Here is a 22,974-nt window from a genome sequence, read left to right as displayed (position 1 = left end):
GCCGGTATCTGCCCCGCTCCCACGGCTGCCCCTAACCGGACAGCCGGTATTTTTCCGGCCCGAACCCGGGATTGCGGCTTTGCGCATGTAATTCGCCGTTCGCTGATCGGTAGCCACCGGGAAGATTGTGTAGGCCATAGGGGCCGACGTGCCCGCATTTCGGTCGTTCAATCCGGGTCGAGGCGCAGTGTTGCGAAAATGTAGCCAACCAAAGTGGCGTTCCGCCAACGACGTTGAAGCGAAACAAATCCGACCCAACAGGCCATCCGATCGTCACGACGCTCCGAATCATAAATCGTGGACCACACGTCCTACGGCCGGTGCGGCGCGCCCGCCGTGACGGTGCTCGGGGAGTTGCTTCAACAGTGGCAGAACGGAGTGATTGATGAGGTCATTGGCCACAGATCATGTCGACCAATGTTCATCCGGCAAATTCTCAGCACAGCCGTTCCCGCTCTCACCGGCACAGACGGCGATGTACTACGCCCAGCGCATCCGGCCCGATGTGCCGCTCACCATTGCCCAGTACGTCGAGATCCACGGTGACCTCGACGCGGGACGGCTGCTGTACTCGATCGAGCGTTTCGGCGCGGAAACACAGGTCGGTCTGGTGCGGATCGTGGAAGTCGACGGCGTCCCGCACCAACTGGTCGACCCGTCCCACCGTCCCGGCTGGGCCAGGGTGGACCTGCGTGCAGAGACCGACCCGCACGAGGCCGCGCTGCGGTGGATGCACGAGCACGCGAACTCCCCGATCGATCTGGTGCACGACACCCTCATCACCAATGCCGTGTTGCGCATCGGCGAGCACGACTACATCTGGTACGCCCGCGCCCACCACATCCTCATCGACGGTTACGGTGCCATGAACGCGCTGTCACGCACCGCCGAGATCTACACCGCCGTCGAGAACCGCACCGAGCCCTCGGTGTCCCGGGCCACCCCGCTGGCCGAGCTCTACGCCGACGAATCGCACTACCGCGAATCCGAACGATTCGCCACCGACCGCGAATACTGGCGGGAACAGCTCGACGGGGTCGGCGCGCCGATCAGCCTCTCCCATGTCAAGAACACCCCGACCGCCGACCCGGGCCGCCGCCTCGCCGCCGCCGTGCTCGATGAGCGCACCGAAGCCGCGGTCGGTGCCGCGACCGAAACCTTCAGCGCCTCGAATTCGATCCTGTTCGCCGCCGCACTGGCCTGCTACGTGCGCTCGGTCACCGCGGAGGACGATGTGGTGCTGAGCCTGCCGGTCTCGGCCCGCACCACCGTCTCGCTGCGCCGCTCCGCCGGTGTGGTGTCGAATGTGGTGCCACTGCGGGTGCGGTTCGACGCCGCGACGACGCTCGACGATGTCGTGCGCACGGTGGAACGGCAGATCACCGGAGCCCTGCGGCATCAGCGGTACCGGCACGACGACATCCGCCGCGACTGTGGTTACTCGCGCGATGCGCGCGGTTTCTTCGGGCCGATGGTCAACATCATGCTGTTCCACAACGAGCTGCGCTTCGGCGATCTGGTCGGTTCGCTGCACGTGCTGGCCACCGGCCCGGTCGAAGACCTGTCGGTGAACCTCTACAACGGTGTCGGTGACCGCATCCACATCGACTTCGAAGCCAACCCGCAGCTTTACGGCGACCGCGAACTGGCCGCCCACCACGATCGTTTCCTGGACTTCCTGGACCGCTTCCTCACCGCCGAACCGGCGACACCTGCGCTGGCCCTGACGGCGATCACCGATACCGAGCGGCACCGGGTACTGCGCGCGTGGAACGCCACCGAGGCGGCGGTCGCGCCGGGCACCCTGGCGAGTATTTTCGCCGAACGGGTCGAAACCTGTCCCGACGCGATCGCCGTCGAGTTCGAGGACGACTCGCTGACCTATCGCGAACTCGACGCCCGCGCCAACCGGCTGGCCCGCCTGCTCATCGACTGCGGTGCCGGCCCCGACCGGGTCGTCGGCCTGTGCCTGCGTCGCAGCCTCGAGCTGGTGATCGGCATGTATGCGGTCGTCAAAGCCGGTGCGGCATATCTGCCGCTCGACCCCGACCATCCGGTCGACCGGCTGGACCGGATCATGGCCCAAGCGCAGCCGCTCGCGGTGCTCGTCGCGGGCCGCGACCGGGTCGCGCTGCCCGATCGGGCGCCCGTGCTCGCCGTCGACAGCCTCGACGTGTTCGCCTACGATCCGGCGCCGGTCACCGACGACGACCGGCTCGCCCCGCTGCGCGGCGAGCATCTGGCCTACATCATCTTCACCTCCGGCTCCACCGGCACCCCGAAAGGTGTCGGTGTGCCGCATGCGGGCATCGTCAACCGGCTGCGCTGGATGCAGCACGAATACTCGCTCGACACCGACGATGCCGTGCTGCAGAAGACCCCGGCCACCTTCGACGTCTCGGTGTGGGAGTTCTTCTGGCCGTTGCAGATCGGCGCGCGACTGATCATCGCCCGGCCCGACGGGCATCGGGACCCCACCTATCTGGCAGACCTCATCAGCGAGAAATCCATCACCACCGCGCATTTCGTACCGTCCATGCTGTCGGTGTTCGTCACCGAAGCCGATGTGCGCGGCTGCACCGGACTGCGCCGGGTGTTCTGCAGCGGCGAGGGGCTGCCTGCGTCCACCGTCCGCGATTTCCACGCCGCCCTGCCGGGGCCGCGGCTGCACAACCTGTACGGCCCCACCGAGGCCGCCGTCGACGTCACCTACTGGCCGTGCCCGCCCGAACCCACCGCCGTGCCCATCGGCTCCCCGGTGTGGAACACCCAGACCTACGTGCTCGATTCGCGCCTGCAGCCGGTACCGCCGGGTGTGGTGGGCGAACTGTACCTGGCCGGTGCGCAGTTGGCGCGCGGCTATCTGGGTCGTCCCGCGTTGACCGCCGACCGTTTCGTCGCCAACCCGTTCACCCCGGGGGCGCGGATGTATCGCACCGGCGATCTGGCTCGCTGGCATCCCAGTGCCCGCACCCCGGCAGGCGGCGCCGAACGCGGCGTCCTGGAATACCTGGGCCGTACCGATTTCCAGGTCAAGCTCCGCGGCTTGCGCATCGAGCTCGGGGATATCGAGGCGGCCCTGCTGAACGACGAGCGGATCGCCAGGGCGGTCTGCGTCGCCCGCACCACCCGCACCGGTGATCAGCTCGTCGGCTACGTGGTCGCCGCCCCCGCAGTGCGGGAAAACACCGAAGACGGTGAGGCGAAACTCGACACCGAGGCAGTGTTGGCCGGTCTGTTACACACCCTGCCCGCCTATATGGTGCCCGCGGTATTGGTGGAACTCGACGAACTGCCGCTGAGCGCCAACGGCAAGATCAACCGGGCCGCACTGCCCGTACCCACCGATGCGTCGCTGCCTCGCGCGGGCACCGCGCCGCGCACCGAGGTGGAACGGGTGCTGGCCGGAATTTTCGCCGATGTGCTCGAGGTCGACGAGGTGGGTATCGACGACCGTTTCTTCGACCTGGGCGGTAATTCGCTGATCGCGGCCCGTGCGGTCGCGCGAATCAACACTGCGCTCGGCGCCGGGCTCACCATCCGCGACCTGTTCGAAGCGGGCACCATCGCCACGCTCACCGAACGTTTCGCCGCGCACAACCCCGATATCTCTCAGCCGACGCTGGCGCCGACCCAGCGGCCGGGGCGGGTTCCGCTCTCACCCGCCCAGCAGCGGCTGTGGGTCATGAACCGCTTCGCCGAACACGCCGCCGCCTACAACATGCCGCTGGCAGTGCAGTTGGACGGGCGGCTGGATATCGAGGCCCTGCGCGCAGGTCTGCGCGATGTACTCGAGCGGCACGAAAGCCTGCGCACCACCTTCCCCGACACACCGGAAGGCCCCTACCAGCACATACACCCCGCCGACGAGATCCCGCTCAATCTGGATCCGATCGATGCGAGCGGCACCGATATCACAGCGCTGGCCACCGAATTCGCCGGCTACGGTTTCGATCTGCGCAGCCAGGCTCCGATCCGGGTGGCGCTGTACTCCACCGACACCGACCGTTATGTCTTCCTGCTGGTCCTGCACCATATCTGCGGTGACGGTTGGTCGGTGGCGCCGCTGGCCCGCGACCTGATGCAGGCGGTGGCCGCCCGCGCCGCCGGGTCGGCGCCGCAGTGGACGCCGCTGCCGGTGCAGTACGCCGATTTCGCGCTGTGGCAGCGGGAACTGCTCGGCGAGGAATCCGATCCGGCCAGCGCGCTCAGCCGTCAGGTCACCTACTGGCGGTCCGCGCTGGCGGGACTGCCCGACCAGATCGATCTCCCCCTGGACCGCCCCCGGCCGTTGCACCGGTCCACCGACGGCGCACGCGTCGCGTTCACCATTTCACCCGAAACGCGTCGCGCAGCAGGGGAACTGGCCGCCGCCCGCGGCGTCAGCATGTTCATGGTGCTGCACGCGGCGCTGGCAAGCCTGCTGTCACGGCTGTGCGACAGCACCGATATCGTGATCGGCACCCCGATCGCGGGCCGCTCCGATCCCGCGCTGGACGAGCTGGTCGGCATGTTCGTCAACACCCTGGTGCTGCGCACCGAGGTCGACCCGGGCGCCGGTTTCGACCGTATGCTCGATGTCGCCCGCGAAACCGACCTCAATGCCTTCGCCAACGCCGATGTGCCGTTCGAACGGTTGGTTGAGATCGTCAACCCGGAACGCACCGGTTCCCGTCATCCGCTGTTCCAGGTCATGCTGTCCTACGACAGCGCCCCCGACCTGCATCTGGAACTGCCCGGCGTGCGCACCGAGGTACTCGCGCTGGATGCCGACGTCGCCAAATTCGATCTGCAGCTCGAGGTGCACGACGACAACACCGACGGACCGCTGCACGCCGAATTCGGATACGCTACCGATGTTTTCGACCGCCGCACCGTCGAGGCCTTCGCCCGCCGACTGGTCGCTGTGCTCGACACCGCGGTCACCGCGCCGGGTAAACCGGTCGGCGATATCCCCCTCCTGGACCGGCGCGAAAGCGCGTACCTGGTCCCGCTGGCCGGCGGTCCCGCCGAACCGGTGTGCAGCCTGGCGCGGATGTTCGGTGAGATCGCCGAACGGGTGCCCGAGCGGGTCGCTGTGCGCTACCGCGGCCGCGATACGACCTATCGGGAACTGGACGAGGCGTCCAATCGGTTGGCGCGGGTACTGATCGACCAGGGCGCAGGCCCGGAAGCGGTAGTCGCGGTCGCGCTACCGCGCGGTCTTGCCGCCATCACCGCCATCTGGGCGGTCGCCAAAACCGGTGCCGCCTATGTCCCGGTCGATCCGGGCTATCCGCGCGACCGCATCGCTCATATGATCGGTGATTCCGGCGCGCTGCTTGGTCTCACCGGCCCAGACAACCTGTCCGAGCTACCCGAGTGGCCCACCCACCGTGGTAGACACAGCCGGACCGCCGACAACTGGATCGTGCTCGGTTCGGCCGAACTCGACGGCGCCTGCTCTCGCCGCTCCGCCGCCCCGGTCACCGACGCCGACCGGCATCAGCCACTGCGCACCAGCCACCCGGCGTATCTGATCTACACCTCCGGCTCCACCGGAATCCCGAAAGCGGTGCTCGTCACCCACGCTGGCCTCGCCTCGTTCGCCAGCGAACAGCGATATCTGTTCGGCGTCACCGACACCTGCCGCACCCTGCACTTCTCGTCGCCGAGCTTCGACGCCTCGGTATTGGAGCTGCTGCTCGGTTTCGCCGCGGGCGCAACCGTCGTGGTGGCGCCCGCCGATATGTACGGCGGGAGCGAACTGGCGTCGTTCCTGCGCGCCGAGCAGGTCACCCACGCGTTCATCACTCCCGCAGCGCTGGCGACGGTACCGCCGGACGGGCTGGACGACCTGCGGGCCGTGATGGTCGGTGGCGAGGCATGCAGCCAGGAACTGGTCGACACCTGGGCGCCCCGATACCGCATGTACAACATGTACGGGCCGTCGGAGGCCACCGTCGCCGCCACCATGTCCGGAGCGATGCGGGCGGGACGTCCGGCGCCGCTGGGTCATCCGGTCCGCGGGATGCGGCTGTTCGTGCTCGACTCGCGGCTGCAGCCGGTACCACCCGGCACCCCCGGCGAGCTGTACCTGTCCGGTCCCGGCCTGGCCCGCGGCTACCACGGCCGCAACGCGCTCACCGCGGCGCGTTTCCCGGCGAACCCGCACGGCCGCAGCGGCGAACGCATGTACCGCACCGGCGATCTGGTGGTTGCCGACCGCACCGGCAGGCTGCGTTTCCTCGGCCGCGCCGACGACCAGATCAAGATCCGCGGTTTCCGCATCGAACTGCACGAAATCGATCACGTCCTGCGCGAACATCCCGGCGTGCGCTCCGCTTTGACGATCGTACACATCGACGAAGAAGGCAGGCAGCGCCTCGCCTCCTACATCACCGTCGACGCTGCGGTGGACCCGGCCGAAGTCGTCGACACCGCGCGCAGGCAGCTGCCCGGGTATATGGTGCCCGCTGCGGTGACCGTGCTGGACACGCTGCCGATCGCGCCCTCCGGCAAACTCAACCGTAAAGCGTTACCGGAACCGGTTTTCGCGACCACCGGGGGTTCCCGGGCCCCCGTCACCGATGCCGAACGGCGGATCGCCGAGGTGTTCGGCGATGTGCTGGGACGTCCGGTCGAGGGCGCCGAAGACAGTTTCTTCGACCTGGGCGGCAACTCGCTGCTGGCCACCCGGCTCGTAGCGGCGCTGCACGAACGCTTCGGTATCGAACTCCCGGTGCGGGCGGTCTTCGAGGCGCCCAGCGTCGCGGGCCTGGCAGGTCGGCTCGCCCAAGCCCCCGCGGCGCACCGGCTCCCGCTCACTGCCTACCAGCCGCGTCCGGACCGTCTGCCGTTGTCGCTGCCGCAGCAGCGGCTGTGGTTCCTCAACCGGTTCGCGCCCGAATCCAGTGCCTACAACATCGCTTTCGTTCTGCATATCGACGGCGATCTGGACGTAGCCGCGCTGCGTGCGGCCCTCACCGATCTGGTCGAACGGCACGAAGTGCTGCGTACCGTCTTCCCCGATGACGGACACGGCGCCTACCAGCGGGTGCTTCCCGTGACGCGGGCGGTACCGCCGCTGGTACCGGTCACCACCGACGAGACAGGTGCACGCGAGGTGCTGCACGCGTTGGCCGCCGGCGGTTTCGACCTCACCGAACACACCCCGCTGCGGGTCGCGCTGCTGCGCACCGGCCCCCAGCGTTACCTGCTCGGTGTCGCGGTGCACCATATCGCCGCCGACGGCTGGTCGCTCGGCCCGCTGACCCGGGATCTGGCCACCGCCTATCAGGCCCGCCACGGCGGTGTCGCGCCCGCATGGGCCCCGCTTCCCGTGCAGTACGCCGATTTCGGTCTCTGGCAGCGCGAATACCTCGGCGAGGACACCGATCTCGACAGCATTGCCGCCGCCCAGCTCGGCTACTGGCGTGAGCAGCTGGCCGATCTGCCGGACGAACTGCCGCTGCCGTTCGACCGGCCTCGTCCGGTCGAACCGACCCAGGAAGCGGCCACCGTACGGGTCGAGATCCCTGAAACGCTGCGGTACGCACTGGACGATCTGGCCCGCAGACAGGGCGTGAGCCGGTTCATGCTGCTGCGGTCGGCGCTGGCCGTGCTGCTGCGTGCGGTGACCGGTGGCCGCGATATCGCCATCGGCACCCCGGCGGCCGGGCGCACCGACACCAAACTCGACGACCTGGTCGGCATGTTCGTCAACACGCTGGTGTTGCGTTCCGACGTCGACCCGGATCGGTCCTTCGCTGCGCTGCTGCTGGCCGACCGTGACAACGAACTCGCTGCCATGGCCAACGCCGATATCCCGTTCGAACGAGTGGTCGAGGAATTGGGCCACGACCCGCGCACCACCAGCCGCCACCCGCTGTTCCAGGTAGCGCTGACCGTCGCCGAGGGGCCGACACCGGCCATGGAACTGCCCGGCTTGGCGTTGCGCGCCGAAGAACTCGATATCGCTCGCGCGAAATTCGACCTGGAAATGCGCATCGCCACAGGCGACGGTGCAGCGGGCGTCGAATTCGTCTACGCCGCCGAACTGTTCGACGCGGCCACAGTCCGGACGCTGGCCGACCGGTTCCTTCGGGTACTGGACGCGATCAGCGCCGATCCAGGGGTCCTGATCCGCGATATCGATACCCGCACCGATATCGAGCGGCGGCTGCTCAACCCGGCCGTCGGCCCCGGGGCCGACCAGCCGACCACACTGGCCGAGGTGTTCACCGCGGCCGCGCGGACCCGTCCACGTCATATCGCGCTGCGCTCCGGCGCGGTCACGCTCGGTTACGCCGAACTCGACCGGCGTTCCAACCAGCTGGCCAGGGCGCTGATCCGGCGCGGTGTCGGCACCGGTGACCGGGTAGCGCTCGGCCTGACCCGATCCATCCAATCGGTCGCCGCCGTATTGGCCGTCACCAAAACCGGCGCGGCATTCGTGCCCGTCGATCCCACCTACCCGGTCGACCGCATCGGCCATATGCTCGCCGACTCCGGGTGCGTGGCGGGGGTGAGCCTGTCGGCGCACGCCGACCGGTTGCACGCCGCCGCGACCGCCACCGGAACGAACGCCGCAGCCGGGACCGACTGGCTGCTGCTCGACGACCCGGTGCTGATCGCCGAACTCGAGTCGGTCGACGACAGCCCGGTGCGCGATATCGACCGGCTGCGCCCGGTTCGCGTCGCCGACCTGGCCTATCTGATCTACACCTCCGGGTCGACCGGGACACCGAAGGGCGTGGCCGTCACCCACGGCGGCCTGTCCAACCTCAGCGCCGAATTCCGGGAACGGTTGCGCATCGACGACACCGCGCGCACCATGCACTTCTCCTCCCCGAGCTTCGACGCCGCCATGCTCGACCTGCTGCTGGCGATCGGTGCGGGCGCGGAGATGACGATCGTGCCGCCGGATGTGTACGGCGGCGACGAACTCGCCGAACTGCTGACCCGCGAACGTGTCACCCATGCGTTCCTGACTCCAGCCGCGCTCGCCACCATCGACCACGAGCGCTGGCCGCTGCCCGATCTGCGGTCGCTGCTGGTCGGCGGCGAAGCCTACGGTCGGGAACTGGTGTCGCGGTGGGCGCCGGGCCGGCTCATGCTCAACGGTTACGGCCCCACCGAAACCACGATTGTGGTCACCATGGGGTCGCTCGACGTCGGCAGGCAGGTTGCCATCGGCACCCTCGTGCGCGGCGCGCGTGCCCTGGTGCTCGACGAACGGCTGCGACCCGTCCCTATCGGCGTCCCCGGAGAGCTGTACCTGGGTGGACCCGGCGTGGCCCGGGGCTATTTCGAACGGTTCGGTCTCACCGCCGCACGGTTCGTCGCCGACCCGTACGGCCCCGCCGGGCAGCGCGTCTACCGCACCGGTGACGTGGTGCGCTGGAACGCCGACGGCGAACTGGTGTACCTGGGCCGCAGCGACCACCAGGTGAAGGTGCGCGGTTTCCGCATCGAACTCGGTGAGATCACCGCTGTGCTCACCGGCCACCCCGATATCCGGTTCGCCCACACCGAGGTCCGCAACCTGGCCGGTGCCGACCGCATCGTCGCCTACGTGCAACCGGCCGACCCCGCCCGCGATCTCGACCTGGAGGAACTGCGCGCGCACACAGCGGCCCAGCTTCCGTCGCATATGGTGCCTGCCGCGATCACGGTAGTGCACCAGATCCCGCTGACTCCGGTCGGCAAACTGGATATCGCCGCGCTGCCGCAACCGCGGCTGCTGCCGGTCACCGGCACCGGTCGTCCACCGGTCACCGACACCGAATACCTGGTCGCAGCGGCGATCGGCGACCTGGTCGGCGTGGAAACGGTGCACGCCGACGACAACTTCTTCGACCTCGGCGGAACCTCGCTGATGGCGACGCAGCTGGTTGCTCGGCTGGCGGAGGCAAGAGGAATCCGCCTGCAGGTCCGCACCGTCTTCGCCGCACCGACCGTCGCCGAACTCGCGGCACTGCTCGACGGCGAAACACCCACCGACGACCGACCCCCGCTGACGAAACAGCCTCGCCCGGAACGCATACCACTCTCGCCCGCCCAGCGCAGGTTGTGGTTCCTCAACCGGTTCAACGCCACAGGCCCGGCCGAGGCGGACCGCAGCGCGGGCGCGTACAACGTCCCCGTGGTTCTGCGGATGCGCGGGCAGCTGGACCGCAACGCGCTCGCCGCCGCACTGCACACCGTGCAGACCCGGCACGAGACGCTGCGCACGGTGTTCCCCGAATGCGACGGCGAGCCGGCGCAGGTGGTGCTCGACCCCGCCGACGCCGCGATCGGACTGCACGAGGCGACCGCAACCCAACAGCAGATGCCCGCAGCCATCCGCGAATTCACCGCGCCCGGTTTCGACCTGGCCACCCAGGTTCCGCTGCGGGCGGGACTGATCCGCATCACCGATACCGCGGCGGACGACCCCGAACATGTCCTGCTCCTGGTGGTGCACCACATCGCCATCGACGGCTGGTCGCTGGAGCCTCTCGCAGTTGATATCGCCGAGAGCTACCGCGCCGCGCGCGACGGACATACGCCGCAGCTGCCCGAGCCGCGACTGCAGTACGCCGATTACACCCTGTGGCAGCGGGAAATCCTGGGCTCGGAGGACGACCCGGATACTGCGGTCAGCCGCCAGCTCGGCTACTGGCGCAACACGCTGACCGAGCTGCCCGAACTGCTACCGGTGCCCACCGACCGGCCACGCCCGCCGGTGCCCTCCTACCGGGGCGGCACGGTGACCTGCGGTATCAACGCCCACATCCATCGGGAGTTGCAGCGCATCGCCGCCGACCACAACGTCAGCATGTTCATGGTGCTGCACACCGCACTCGCGGTGCTGCTGCACCGGATGACGGGCACCGACGATATCGCCGTCGGCACCCCGATCGCCGGTCGCGGCCATCGGGAGCTGGACCGCATGGTCGGCATGTTCGTCAACACACTGGTACTGCGCACCCGCATCGACCCCAGCCTGGAATTCGGCAATCTGCTGCACACCGTCCGCGACACCGACCTGGATGCGTTCTCCAATGCGGATCTGCCGTTCGAGCGACTGGTGGAGGTGCTCAACCCGGCCCGGTCACAATCGCACCATCCGCTGTTCCAAGTGATGTTGTCGGTGCGCAACGAACCGATCCGCACCCTGGAATTGCCCGGACTGCGCATCGATGCTGTCGACACCGACGGCGGGATCGCGAAATTCGACCTGCAGTTCACTCTGACCGAAACCCACACCGATACCAGGGATCCAGCCGGTATCGATATCGCGGTGAACTACAGCGCCGACCTGTTCGACGAAGCCACCGCTGCCCGGCTCGGCACCCGGCTGGCCCGGCTGCTCAACGCGGTCGCCGCCAATCCGGCCGCTGCCGTCGGGGATCTGGACATGCTCGACCCTGCGGAATGGTCGCAGCTGGTGCCGGTGCGTGGGGCTCTTCGCGACCGCCCCGCCACCCTGCCCGAGGTGTTCGACGCCGCCGTGCGGGCCGACCCGCAGGCCGTCGCGTTGCGCTCCGGCGACACCGAGGTCAGCTACTCCGCCCTCGACCGGTGGAGCAACCGGCTGGCGCGTGTCCTGATCGAGCGCGGTGTCGGACCGGAAAACCTGGTCGCGCTGGGCATTCCGCGTTCGGTGGAATCGGTGGCGACAGTGCTGGCGGTTGCCAAAACCGGTGCGGCGTTCGTACCGGTCGACCCGAACTATCCGCCGCAGCGCATCGCCCATATGCTCTCCGATTCCGGAGCCAAGCTCGGCCTCACCCTCGCCGAACACCGCGACGGCCTGCCCGCCGCCGAATGGCTGGTGCTGGACGACCCGGTCACCCGCGGCCGGGTGCTCGCGGCCTCCGGCGATCCGATCACCGACGCCGACCGGGTCCTACCGCTGCGGATGGAGAATCCGGCCTACGTCATCTACACGTCCGGTTCCACCGGCACCCCGAAGGGCGTTGTCGTCACCCACGGCGGCCTGTCCAACTTTGCCGCCGAAACCGCGCAGCGGTTCGACGTGCACCCCGGTTGCCGGGTCCTGCATTTCGCGACACCGAGTTTCGATGCCGCGATGCTGGATCTGCTGCTGGCGCTCGGCGGCGCGGCCACCCTGGTGATCACCCCGCCCGGAGTGGTCGGCGGTGCCGAACTGGGCCGGGTGTTCCGGGATGAACGCATCACCCATGCGTTCATCACCACCTCCGCGCTGGGCACCGTAGACCCGGCCGGTGTCACCGAACTGCGGCATGTACTGGTCGGCGGCGAAGCGCTGCCGCCGGAACTGGTGGCCCGCTGGGCGCCGCACCGCAACCTCTACAACGTGTACGGCCCCACCGAGACCACGATCGTCACCATCATCTCCCCGGCACTCACACCGGGCGGGCCGATCCCCATCGGCGGACCGATCCGTGGCGTGGATGCCGCGATCCTCGACAGCAGGCTGCATCCGGCGCCGCTGGGCGTCACCGGCGAAATGCACCTGGCCGGTTCCGCCCTGGCGCGCGGCTACCTCAACCGGCCGGGGCTGACCGCGCAGCGGTTCGTCGCCAATCCGTACGGCAAACCGGGGGAGCGGATGTACCGCACCGGCGACCTCGTGCGGATCCGGCAATCCGGCGCTGCCGCGAGCGAGATCGAATACGTGGGCCGCACCGACTATCAGGTCAAGATTCGTGGTTTCCGCATCGAACTGGGGGAAATCGACGCCGCGCTGGCCGAACACGGCACGGTCGAGTTCTCCGTCACCATCGGGCACCGCACCGGCGCAGGCGCGACAGCACTCGTGTCGTATGTGAAACCACGGGCAGGCGCCTCGCCGACTGCGGCCGAACTCACCGCCCACCTGTCCGCGCGCCTGCCGAACTACATGGTCCCCCAGTCGATCATGCTGATCGACTCGGTCCCGCTGAGCCCGGTCGGCAAACTGGACCGTAAGGCGCTACCCGAACCGGTGTTCACCGCTACCGTCGGATACCGCGCCCCGCGGACCCGCACCGAAACCGCCCTGTGCGCTGCGTTCACCGAGGTGCTCGGCGCCGAAAAGGTCGGCGTGGACGATGGTTTCTTCGAACTCGGCGGCAACTCGCTGCTGGCCACCAAGGTGGTCGCCCACCTGCGCGACGCCGGTATCGAGATGCCGGTGCAGCTGATGTTCGGCGACTCCACCCCGGCCGCCATCGCTGCCCGGCTCGACGGAGCCGAATCCGCCGACGAGGTGATGGCGCAGGCGCTGGCGCCGGTCCTGCCGATCCGCCCCGACACCGGCGCAGGCAGGCCGCCGCTGTTCTGTGTGCATCCGGCGATCGGGCTGTCCTGGTGCTACTCCGGTCTGCTCGCCCACCTCGCCCCGGACCGTCCGGTGTACGGGTTGCAGGCCCCGCATGTGGCCGGACAGCCGGGATTCGATTCCATCGGCGCCGCGGCCGAGCACTACGTACAGCACATCCGGTCGGTCCAGCCGCACGGTCCCTACCATCTGCTCGGCTGGTCGCTCGGCGGGCTGATCGCCCATGAAGTGGCGGTCCAGTTACAGGAGGCAGGCGAACAGGTCGCGCTGCTGGCGCTGATGGACAGCTACCGCCTGTCGGACTCCCTGCTCGACCAGGCAACCCCGAGCATCGCCGAGATCATCGGCGAATTCGGCAGCGATCTGTTCGACGGTGCGGCACCCGACCCCGAGATGACCCTGCACCAGGCCGCAGCACTGCTGAGCTCCCGGCCGGGGCCGTTCGCAGCGCTCACCGTCGACCACCTGGAACGCCTCTACGCCGGCTACGCCGACGGCACCGTACAGGCCAACGGTTTCCGGCCCCGGGTCTACGACGGCGATCTGCTGTTCTTCACCGCCGCCGCCGACCGGATCAACCGTGCCGACCCGCAACGCCGCGCCACCGCGTGGCGGCCCTACGTCACCGGCGCAGTGCACGACTACGCGCTGCGGTGTGCGCATGCGGAGATGACCACCCCCGAATCGCTCGCCGTGATCGGCCCGGTGCTGCGCGACCACCTCGAGGGCGCGCACGCGCCGGAAACCAAGGAGGAAAACCCGTGAGTATGGCGGTGGAAGTCCTCGGCCTGGTCAAGAACTACGGCCGTGTCCGGGTGCTCGACGGGATCGACATCCAGATCCCGGCGGGTACTGTCATGGGCCTGCTCGGCCCCAACGGTGCGGGCAAGACCACCACGGTCCGTATCGTCACCACCCTGCTGAAGCCCACCGCCGGTTCGGTGCATGTCGCCGGAGTCGATGTGCTGCACGATCCTGCGGGCGCACGGCGGCGAATCGGGCTGTCCGGCCAATATGCCGCCGTCGACGCCAACCTCACCGGTTACGAGAACCTGCGTATGGTCGCCCGACTGTACGGGATGACCCATAAACAAGCTGCCGACCGCGCCCGCGAACTACTCGGCGCGCTCGGCCTCGACGACGCCGCGGACCGCCGCGCAGGCACCTATTCCGGCGGTATGGCTCGCCGCCTCGACCTCGCGGGCGCGCTGGTCGCCCGGCCCCCGGTCGTCGTACTCGACGAACCGACCACCGGACTCGACCCCCGCGGACGGCTCGATATGTGGCAGGTCATCGGCGACCTGGTCGACGACGGCACCACCGTGCTGCTCACCACCCAATACCTGGAAGAAGCCGACCTGCTCGCCGACCGCATCATCGTCATCGACCGCGGCCAGGTCATCGCCCGCGGCTCCGCCGACGAACTCAAAAACGCCATCGGCGGCGACCGGCTCACCATCACCCTCGCCGCGGGCCAGGCGCCGCAACCCGCGCTGAGTGTGCTGTCCCGGATCGGGATCGGCGAACCGAGCCATGAACCCGGCACCGACGAAGCCTCCATCGTGGTCGGCGACGGCACCCGAACCATGGTCGAAGCCCTGCGCCGTCTCGACGACGAAGGCGTCTGCGTTGTCGACGCCTCGGTGCATCGACCCAGCCTCGACGACGTATTCCTGTCCCTCACCGGCACACCGGCGCCCACCCCCACTGAACCGGAACCCGATGACGTCCCAGAGGAGATCATGTCGTGAGCACCGCCCCCGCAGCGGTACGAGACGAAACCGCCGACCCCGCCGACAACACCGAAACCACCGATGAGACCGACGTGACCGCCAAACACGCCATGCCGCGCCCGGAAATGTCGCCGCGCGGACGCGCTTTCCGAGACAGCGCGATCGTCGCCTACCGCAACCTGCTCACCATTCTGCGAGTGCCCACCCTGCTGACAACCGCCACCGTCCAGCCGCTGATGTTCGTGTTCCTGTTCGCCTACGTCTTCGGCGCGACCCTGGGCGGCAGCCAGTACCGGGAGTTCCTGCTCGCCGGGATCTTCGCGCAAACAGTGGCATTCAATGCGGCGTTCACCACCGTCGGCCTGGCAGGCGACCTGCAGAAAGGCATCATCGACCGCATGCGGTCGCTGCCGATGTCGCGGCTTGCCGTGCTGATGGGACGCACCCTGTCCGACCTCGTCGTCAACGTACTCAGCCTCGTGGTGATGGTCGCCTGCGGCTATATCGTCGGCTGGCGCATCCACGGACCCGTCGAGGACGCGGCGCTCGCCTTCGCCGTAATCCTGCTCTTCGCGTTCGCCATGTCCTGGATCGGCGCGCTCACCGGACTGTTCGCCCCCAACGTCGAAGTCGCCCAGAGCGCCGGACTGATCTGGCTGTTCCCGCTGTCGTTCATCTCCTCGGCGTTCATCTCCGCCGAAACCCTGCCCGGCCCGCTGCGCACCATCGCCGAATGGAACCCCATCACCGCGGTCTCGGCAGCCGGACGCAAACTGTTCGACAACAGCTCACCCCCCTCATTCGCCACCCCCACCGGCTGGGCCGCCGACCACTGCATCGAATACGCCGTCGGCTGCTCACTGGTCATTCTCGCCATCGCGGTCCCCGTCGCGCTGCTGCGCTACCGGAAAGTCGCCAGCCACTGACACCACCACGAACACACCCGAATACGCGACGAGGCCGCTCCCGGAAATCCGAGAGCGGCCTCGACGTACCAGTATGCCGAGATCAGCCGCGGCGGCGTGTCTTCAACAGTTCGAGACGTTCCTTGAGCAACTCCTCCAGCTCATCCTTGCTGCGCCGCTCCAACAGCATGTCCCAATGGGTACGCGGCGGCTTCACCTTCTTGGCCTCCTGCGTGGTGCCCTCGAGCAGCACACCTTCCTGCCCGTTACGGCACAACCAGGTCGGCGGGATCTCGGCGTCATCGGCGAAAGGAACATCGAACTCTTCACCGTTATCGGTCCGATACCTGGCCATTCGGCGCGGTGCCAGATCATGGTCGCGATCCGTCTCGTAGCTCACGGCCCCGAGCCGGCTGCCCCGGAGTACGCGATCTGCCATCTGTTCAATCCTCTCTGTCCATTTGCCGCGACTTCGTCGCGGCGGGTTCGCGGCCCCTGGTGGCTCGCATCTCCGCCCTCGCGACTTGCGCCTTCGGCGCGTGCGCGAGGGTCGGACGTTCGTCCGCCCCGGCGCTCCTAGCCGCGAGGGCGGAAACGCGAGCCGGGCCGTGAACCGGCGGGGGTGGCTGTGCTTTCAGGAACAGTGGTGGTGTTGTTTCCTTGGGTGCCGCCACTAGGCGCAAACCGGTGGTGCGGTTGCCTTCCGGTTCTGGTTGGTCGGTCCGTTAAACCCTCTGCTCTGTCAACGTTCGTGTGGGCCATTCCGTTCCCGGTGGGGGAGAATCCCGATATTCTACGCTGTTCGGACTTTGCCGGGGTGTGCGGCGTGCCCTATCGGGGGCCGCGGTGGCGAAGGCTAGGGTGTCGGGTCATGTCGCGCCGGTTGCTGTCGTGCCTGTGGTGTGGGCGGGAAATAGTCGAGTCGGAAGCGGGACGTCGGCGTAGGTATTGCCGTCAGTCCTGTAGACAGCGCGCGTACGAACACCGAAACAACCTGAAAGGGACGGGGATTCCGCCGGATTCGGTGGTGCTCAGTGCGCAGGAGGCGGCGGACCTGGCCGACCGGTGGTTCGCCGCCCGCTGCGCCGCCGAGGATGTGGCAACCGCCATCGACGAGGGCGCGGATACCGAGGAATTGGCGAGTTTGAGTAAAACCCTGATCGAACTCACCCGAGACGCCGAACGCCTGCGCTGAGAACGGCGTCGGTGGCTGCGCGGCGATGCGGAAATGCGGTGACCCCACCGTGCTCCGGTGCGTGATCGGCAGCCGCGGCGGGGTTTCGAGTGCGGGTATGGGAGAGCCCGGTCCGCGTCCTCGTCGAGGACGGGAACCGGGCTCCGGAGTCCTGTGGTTCTGGGTGGTCCGGCTCAGCCTGGGAAATGGGCCGGGTCGACACCGCGGGCGGCCAGCCACGGGTGCGGATCGACCGGGCCGATACCGGGCACATGCACTTCGTAGTGCAGGTGCGGGCCGGTGGACTGGCCACGGCTGCCGACAGTGGCGATCACGTCACCTGCGCGGACGGGCTGACCGACATGGGTGAGGATCTCGTTCATATGGCCGTAGACACCGATGCTGCCGTCATCCTGTTGGACGCGCACCCACAGGCCGAAACCGCTGGCCGGGCCGGCCTCGATGACGACGCCGTTGGTGACCGCGTGGATGGGGGCGCCCATATTGCCTGCGAAGTCGATGCCGTTGTGCGGCACGCCCCAGCGGGGACCGTAGCCGGAGGTCATACGGCCGTTCACTGGGCGGACGGTATGCGGCGGCGGCGGGGCGGGGATGGGGTTGTTCCAGGCGATCGGCTGTGCGTCGGACTGCGGGTGCTGGGATTCGGCGGGAGCTTGTTCGGCGGCCATGGGCTGGGCCTCGGCGACCAATTGCGTAGCCGGGGAGGTTTCGGCTGGGTTCGAGTCGCTGAAGGCCAGCAACCCGAGGGACGCACCCAGAGCCGTCGATACGGCCACTACCTGGGTGGCCACAGGGCGACGGCGGACGGCCGCCGCACCGAGACGGCGGAAAGGTAACGGGACGATCACGGGCATATTTCGAAGTTACGACGCGGTAAGAGTCGTTCGGCAATCTTGTGGCTACCATCACCTGTGGGAAAAACGCCAGGTCGAGTATTACCGAATGGTAACGAAGTTGGCCATTTGCTGCGTTTTGCTGCGAAAACGCGATATTTGGCGATCTTGACCAGAAGTGTGCTAGTTGATCACACTTAGTAAGTGGCGACTTACCGAGTTGAGCCCATAGTTGCGCTGGCGGACCCCACTCGCCGTGCGATAGTCGAGGCGCTGCCCGCAGGGCCGCGCTCGGTGGGGGAACTGGCCGAATCGGTGGGAATCAGCAGCTCGGCGGTATCGCAGCATCTGCGGGTACTGCGGGAAGCTCGCCTGGTGATGGTGCGTCCGCAGGGCACCCGCAGGCTGTACTCGCTGGATCCGCGCGGCCTCGGCGACGCCCGCGACTACCTGGAACAGTTCTGGGCCAGTGCGCTGGCCGCCTACGCCGCCGCGGTGAGCGAGGCGCGGATCCAGTCACCCTGACACTGCCCGCGGGATCGCGAACAGATAACGAAACCGGCGCAGGGATGGCCTCGCTCAACCGACGTGGCGGAAGGCCGCGCGGCGATCGCCGTTCGCGCCGTTTCGCCTGCTCAGCTGCTGGTCGACGGCGGCGATCACATCGCTCACCTGGATCTGGAGCAAACCGGGACCCGGCGTGTCGGCATTCGGGTCGCCTGGCTCGCCCGCCCACAGCACCTCATGCCGGGCGAGCAGATGTGGCGGCGGGCCGGCCTGGTGCGGTGGTCTCGGCCCGAACACCTGCACGGTGCGGGTGCCGAAGGCCGTGGCAAGATGCGCCGCCCCGGTATCGCCGGAGACCATCAGCGATGCCTCGGCCACGGTCGCGGCCAGTTCGATCAGGTTCTGCTCGCCCGCGAGAACCCGGTGCATCGACAAACCGGCGCGTGCGGCGATACCGAGCGCGATTTCGCGTTCGAACTCGTCGCCGGTGACCACGACCTCGCGGCCGAGCACCAGCAGATGCCGGATCACCGCCGCGAACCGCTCCGCAGGCCAGCGGCGCGCCCCCGCGCCTGCGCCGATGTGCACGACAACACAATCGCGATGACTGGTGGTCGCCACCGGCGGCACCAGGCCGAGGTTGCGGCGGTCGGCGGCGATACCGGCGGATTCGAGCAGATGGCACCAGCGATCCACCGGGTGCATATCGTCATGCCACTGCGGGCCCTCCAGCTCGGGGAACGCCTTGTTGCTGTGGGTGAGCACCCGACGAGCACCGGTCTTGTTCAACTCGACGATCGGCTCCGCGCCGGGACCGTGTAAGTTCACCGCCAGATCGGGGGCCGGGCCGTCCCAGCGCAGGCTGCCCAGATCGGCGGTCGGAACCATCGCGTCGACCGAGGTGATATGGCCGACGAGGGAGCGAAGCCGGTGCGGCGCTGCCAGTACGAGACGGTCGTTCGGCCTGGCCCGGCGCAGGGCACGCAACGCAGGTACAGCGGTGAGCAAATCACCGAGACCGCGTGCCTGAAGCACGAGAACAACCGACACCCAACTTCTCCTAGCCACCCGTTACTCGTCATACCGCCCCCACCAAACACCTACCGGTGCCCACAACGAGAGCCACTTCCCGTGGACTACCCGACACGCTTGGCCGCAAACGTGATTGCGAGCGCGTTTCCGATCACATCGATCGAGCAGGTGGCAGGGGGTGTGCGACGACTCAATGTGTCCAGCCCGGCTACTGCATGACACAATCGCACGCGCCAATGGTCGACGTCGGGGGTCGGCTTCGAAAGGAACTGGAGGCACGAATGTTTCGTACTGCTGGGATGGTCGGTGCGCTCGCTGTCGCGGGAACCGTCGGCCTGTTGGCGGCCGGTACCGCAAGCGCGGCGCCCGGAGGCCTGAACCTCAACGGCGAGGTGCACACCGATCCGGTGGGCTGCTACAACACCGGTGACCACTTCTTCAACACGCTGCAGACCACGGTCACCAACGGCACCGATCGCGACATCACCCTGTACGCCGGGCCGGATTGCGCTGGCCAGGTGCTCGGCGTGCTGCCGCCCAACAAAATCGGTTACGTGCCCAAGGGCGGTAGTGTCTCAGTCCCGTAAGTCCTGATCGGCGGCTTACGGTGTAGACGAAGCCGCGACCGAGGTGTTGCGTCGCCAGGGAGAGGGCGCCGCGGGACGAGGGTGGAGCTCGCCGACGAGTGCCGGTACAGCCCGGCGAGTTCCACCGCAACGGCCGCCGCGGCGCCGAACGCGGCCTCCGGACATACCCCCGAAGGCTCGTGGCCTCGGGGGTATTCGCCGATGTCCCGGCCGGTAATGGCGACAGGTGGGGAGCGGCCACATAGTTCGGCCGTGCATGAGGTTTTCAGCTGCGTCGAAACGTTGTCATCTCTGCGGTCCGCATTCGGGCTGTCCCGGATGTCGCGGACAATGGGGCGCATTCACCGCCGTGGTCAGGACGGCCGGGTGCGATGCTGTTGGTGTAACGCTCGAATCTCCGCTGTGAACTCGGGGGCGGGTCCGTCTGTCGGGATGTTCGGTGCGACCTCGTTGATCGCCAGCGGGCGAACCGGTGCTGACGCGCCGCCGAATTCGGTCGCCCATTGCACGAGTTGCGCCGCTGATGACGCGTAGACGATGCGGCCGAGCCCGGCCCAGGCGTGCGCGGCCGAACACATCGGGCAGTGTTCGCCGGAGGTGTAGACGGTGGCCGTTGCACGGTCTGCCGGGTCCAGTTCGGTGATGGCCCACTGGGCGAGTTCGAGTTCCGGGTGCCGGGTCGGGTCGCCGCCGCCCTCGGCGTTGCGTGCCTCGGCGACGATCCGGCCCGCACTGACCAGCAGCGAACCGAACGGCGCATTGCCGCCGTCGAGAGCCTCACGCGCGAGGGCGACACAACGACGCAGGTACTTCAGATCAGCGTCGTCAAGCATGATCCGAGCTTAGGTCTTCCCACTGCGGCACCGGTAGCAGGGCCGCGGAACCGGGGACCGCGACTAGCGCAGGCCCACGATCATCCTGGAAAGGATGGTGAGCACCTGCTGTCGTGTCTCGGCCGGGTTGGATGAATCGGCGACGGCGAACGCGCCTTCTCCGATCAGTGAGCAGCACAGACGGGAAAGTAGATCGACGGGGTACTGCGGTAAGGCGCCCCGCTCCATCAGCTCTTCCAGCAGGCGGTCGAGGTAGCTGCCCGCAAAGCGGCGGTCCAGTTCCCGCCATCGCGGCCAGCCCAATACGGCAGGTCCCTCTTCGAGTACGATCCGCCGATACCGCTCGGCTGTGCATACTTCCAGGTACCTGGCCAGGGCGTTCATCCCTGATTCCCAGATCTCGCCTTCCTGTTCGGTATCGGAGAGCAGGGCGTTCATGGTGTCGATCTCGACGCGTTCGAATACCGCGGCGAACAGTGTCTGCTTGTCCTTGAAGTGTCGGTAGACGGCCCCCTTGGTGAATCGTGCGGCCGCGCCGACGGCATCCAGAGATGTCAGACGGTATCCCTGTTCGATGAACAGTTCTTCCGCGGCCTGCAGTAGCGATTGCCGGGTTTGCTCGACATAGTCCCGGCGTTGAGGCTTGACTTCATCCACGATACCCAGAGTATCATTGATACTGTGAGTATCACCGAGTCCATCAGTATTGGAGAAATCGGATGACGCCCTGGCCGGATATACACAGGCGAGTTGTGGAAGCATTCGCGGCCGGATGGCAGCGACCGCACCCGCACGCGTGGGATGACCTTCTGGCCGAAGATGTCGTGCTCGACCAGCCGCTGTTACGCAGCGGAAACGGTCTGCGGCTGTGGCAGCAGGAGGTGGATCGTCTGCTCACGTTCCTGCCCGATATTCACGGCGAGGTATCGAGTTGGGCCGGCCGCGATGATGTCGTCTTCATTCGGATTCGCCTCAGTGCAACTGCCGGCGGTAAGCCGTTGTCCTTCACGGCGGTAGACCAACTCCACCTCGATGCGGCGGGTGTGGTGGTGGGCAGGGAATCGTTTTTCGATCCCACGCCTGTGCTCACCACGCTGCTGAAACGTCCACGCACCTGGGGTGCCTGGTGGCGTTCTGGCCTCGGGCCGCTACTCGGCCGACGGCGATTTCTGACCTCATAGGAGATTTCATGAATACACGTACTCGTACCCTGGTCGTTCGTGGGCTTGGCGTCACCCGCATGGCAGTCGGTGTGTCGACATATCTGCTGCCTCGACTCGCGCCCCGATCACTCGGGGTGGCCACCACCGACGGCGGTGACGGCGGCACCGTTGCCCGGATGTTCGGCATACGCGACGCCGCGCTTGCTGCCGCGACATTGAGCGCGGACCCCGCGGTACGCAGTGCCGGGCTACGTCTGGGAGTCGTCGCCGACGTGGCCGACACCGTCGCGGTCCTGTGCGGGCGCAAAGCCGGCGTCAGCACGGGCGGGGCATGGTTGATCGGTGGCGCAGCAGCATTCTTCGCACTGGCTGGAATCGCGGTATGGCCGCAACACGGTGCAGATCGCGTCCGAGCTCAGACGTGTGGACGGAACAGTTCGCCTGCGGCACCGGCGGTGCATACCATCTCTCGCGAGCTCTGATTTACGACTTAGTGTAGTAGAAGGAATGGCTATCGAGTACCGTAGCGATCCATGGGTTTGATCTACAACGTCGTGGTCACTACGCATCTGCTCGGTATGGCCGCTGTGGTCGGCGGTTACGCGGCCGGGCAGCCGCGGGTGTCGGAGGTTATGGTCTGGGGTGCGCGGGCGCAGCTCATCACCGGCATCGTTCTGGTCGGGATGGCCGAGGCGATCGGATCGCTCGACAAAGACCTGGACATGATGAAGATCGGGGTCAAGCTCGTGATCGCTGTGCTGGTCGCTGCCTTCGCCGAAATCAGCCGGGGGGATGCCAAACGCGGTAAAGCAGTGCCCTGGATGGTGCACGCCGCGGGCGGTCTGGCCATCGTCAATGTGCTGATCGCCGCGCTCTGGACCTGAGCTGCCTCGACCCGACGTCGATGCCGATG

At 67.6% G+C, this 22,974-nt stretch carries 14 protein-coding genes; 9 read left to right on the top strand and 5 right to left on the bottom strand.

Translation table 11 applies throughout. The features are described 5' to 3' along the window. The first annotated feature begins 385 nt into the window (after window positions 1-385). The 3 genes from B0T44_RS01810 to B0T44_RS01800 all read left to right on the top strand — a co-directional run bounded on the left by B0T44_RS01810 (window position 386) and on the right by B0T44_RS01800 (window position 15,932). Entirely contained in the window at window positions 386-14,038 is a 13,653-nt protein-coding gene (locus B0T44_RS01810) for a non-ribosomal peptide synthetase (RefSeq protein WP_077114947.1), read from the top strand. Further along, window positions 14,035-15,024, top strand: coding sequence for an ATP-binding cassette domain-containing protein (locus tag B0T44_RS01805; RefSeq protein ID WP_139347654.1), 990 nt, complete (start codon window positions 14,035-14,037; stop codon window positions 15,022-15,024). Before B0T44_RS01810 ends, B0T44_RS01805 begins: the two co-directional genes overlap by 4 nt. Before the next feature lie 92 nt (window positions 15,025-15,116). Then, window positions 15,117-15,932 carry an ABC transporter permease gene (locus B0T44_RS01800; protein WP_175647935.1) on the top strand — a complete coding sequence of 272 codons (816 nt, stop codon included), beginning with the start codon at window positions 15,117-15,119 and terminating at the stop codon, window positions 15,930-15,932. 82 nt (window positions 15,933-16,014) lie between these two features. On the opposite strand, the gene B0T44_RS01795 is transcribed toward B0T44_RS01800, so the two are convergent. Then, the gene (locus B0T44_RS01795; RefSeq protein ID WP_077114945.1) at window positions 16,015-16,350 is read right to left on the bottom strand and encodes an RNA polymerase-binding protein RbpA; all 336 of its coding nucleotides are present in this window, start codon (window positions 16,348-16,350) and stop codon (window positions 16,015-16,017) included. 432 nt (window positions 16,351-16,782) lie between these two features. Here B0T44_RS01795 and B0T44_RS01790 point away from each other — a divergent pair, with 432 nt between their 5' ends. Beyond that, window positions 16,783-17,106 carry a hypothetical protein gene (locus tag B0T44_RS01790; protein ID WP_077114944.1) on the top strand — a complete coding sequence of 108 codons (324 nt, stop codon included), beginning with the start codon at window positions 16,783-16,785 and terminating at the stop codon, window positions 17,104-17,106. 173 nt (window positions 17,107-17,279) lie between these two features. Here the strand turns inward: B0T44_RS01790 and B0T44_RS01785 are convergent, their stop codons facing one another. Beyond that, a complete protein-coding gene (locus tag B0T44_RS01785) occupies window positions 17,280-17,960 on the bottom strand; it encodes a M23 family metallopeptidase (RefSeq protein ID WP_077114943.1) in 681 nt (226 codons plus the stop codon). Window positions 17,961-18,143: 183 nt separating this feature from the next. Between B0T44_RS01785 and B0T44_RS01780 the strand changes: the two genes are divergently transcribed. Further along, a complete protein-coding gene (locus tag B0T44_RS01780) occupies window positions 18,144-18,464 on the top strand; it encodes an ArsR/SmtB family transcription factor (RefSeq protein ID WP_077114942.1) in 321 nt (106 codons plus the stop codon). A gap of 54 nt (window positions 18,465-18,518) precedes the next feature. Here B0T44_RS01780 and B0T44_RS01775 read toward each other — a convergent pair whose 3' ends face one another. Then, window positions 18,519-19,496 (bottom strand): glycosyltransferase family 9 protein, encoded by a 978-nt coding sequence (locus B0T44_RS01775; protein WP_077114941.1) that lies wholly within the window; start codon window positions 19,494-19,496, stop codon window positions 18,519-18,521. A gap of 263 nt (window positions 19,497-19,759) precedes the next feature. Between B0T44_RS01775 and B0T44_RS01770 the strand changes: the two genes are divergently transcribed. Beyond that, complete coding sequence (locus tag B0T44_RS01770) at window positions 19,760-20,065, top strand: hypothetical protein (RefSeq protein WP_077114940.1); 306 nt, start codon at window positions 19,760-19,762, stop codon at window positions 20,063-20,065. A 353-nt stretch (window positions 20,066-20,418) separates the two neighbouring features. On the opposite strand, the gene B0T44_RS01765 is transcribed toward B0T44_RS01770, so the two are convergent. Further along, entirely contained in the window at window positions 20,419-20,898 is a 480-nt protein-coding gene (locus tag B0T44_RS01765) for a nucleoside deaminase (protein WP_077114939.1), read from the bottom strand. A gap of 63 nt (window positions 20,899-20,961) precedes the next feature. Beyond that, complete coding sequence (locus tag B0T44_RS01760; RefSeq protein ID WP_077114938.1) at window positions 20,962-21,555, bottom strand: TetR/AcrR family transcriptional regulator; 594 nt, start codon at window positions 21,553-21,555, stop codon at window positions 20,962-20,964. A 95-nt stretch (window positions 21,556-21,650) separates the two neighbouring features. On the opposite strand from B0T44_RS01760, the gene B0T44_RS01755 reads away from it, so the two are divergent. Genes B0T44_RS01755 through B0T44_RS01745 form a run of 3 tightly spaced genes read left to right on the top strand, consistent with a single transcriptional unit; the run spans window position 21,651 to window position 22,945 of the window. Further along, a complete protein-coding gene (locus B0T44_RS01755; protein ID WP_217697425.1) occupies window positions 21,651-22,079 on the top strand; it encodes a nuclear transport factor 2 family protein in 429 nt (142 codons plus the stop codon). Between the two features lie 8 nt (window positions 22,080-22,087). Next, window positions 22,088-22,543 carry a hypothetical protein gene (locus B0T44_RS01750; protein ID WP_175647928.1) on the top strand — a complete coding sequence of 152 codons (456 nt, stop codon included), beginning with the start codon at window positions 22,088-22,090 and terminating at the stop codon, window positions 22,541-22,543. Window positions 22,544-22,594: 51 nt separating this feature from the next. After that, window positions 22,595-22,945 carry a hypothetical protein gene (locus B0T44_RS01745; RefSeq protein WP_077114935.1) on the top strand — a complete coding sequence of 117 codons (351 nt, stop codon included), beginning with the start codon at window positions 22,595-22,597 and terminating at the stop codon, window positions 22,943-22,945. The last annotated feature ends 29 nt before the right edge of the window (window positions 22,946-22,974 follow it).

Source organism: Nocardia donostiensis, from assembly GCF_002081715.1.
Lineage (GTDB): Bacteria > Actinomycetota > Actinomycetes > Mycobacteriales > Mycobacteriaceae > Nocardia > Nocardia donostiensis.
The sequence above is the reverse complement of the archived record's forward strand: the minus strand, read 5'-3'. Positions and strand labels throughout refer to the sequence as shown.

Coding starts and splice junctions, on each gene's coding strand:
- B0T44_RS01810 (WP_077114947.1), top strand. CDS start 386: ATGAGGTCATTGGCCACAGATCATGTCGACCAATGTTCATCCGGCAAA.
- B0T44_RS01800 (WP_175647935.1), top strand. CDS start 15,117: ATGCCGCGCCCGGAAATGTCGCCGCGCGGACGCGCTTTCCGAGACAGC.
- B0T44_RS01795 (WP_077114945.1), bottom strand. CDS start 16,350: ATGGCAGATCGCGTACTCCGGGGCAGCCGGCTCGGGGCCGTGAGCTAC.
- B0T44_RS01790 (WP_077114944.1), top strand. CDS start 16,783: ATGTCGCGCCGGTTGCTGTCGTGCCTGTGGTGTGGGCGGGAAATAGTC.
- B0T44_RS01785 (WP_077114943.1), bottom strand. CDS start 17,960: ATGCCCGTGATCGTCCCGTTACCTTTCCGCCGTCTCGGTGCGGCGGCC.
- B0T44_RS01770 (WP_077114940.1), top strand. CDS start 19,760: ATGTTTCGTACTGCTGGGATGGTCGGTGCGCTCGCTGTCGCGGGAACC.
- B0T44_RS01765 (WP_077114939.1), bottom strand. CDS start 20,898: ATGCTTGACGACGCTGATCTGAAGTACCTGCGTCGTTGTGTCGCCCTC.
- B0T44_RS01750 (WP_175647928.1), top strand. CDS start 22,088: ATGAATACACGTACTCGTACCCTGGTCGTTCGTGGGCTTGGCGTCACC.
- B0T44_RS01745 (WP_077114935.1), top strand. CDS start 22,595: ATGGGTTTGATCTACAACGTCGTGGTCACTACGCATCTGCTCGGTATG.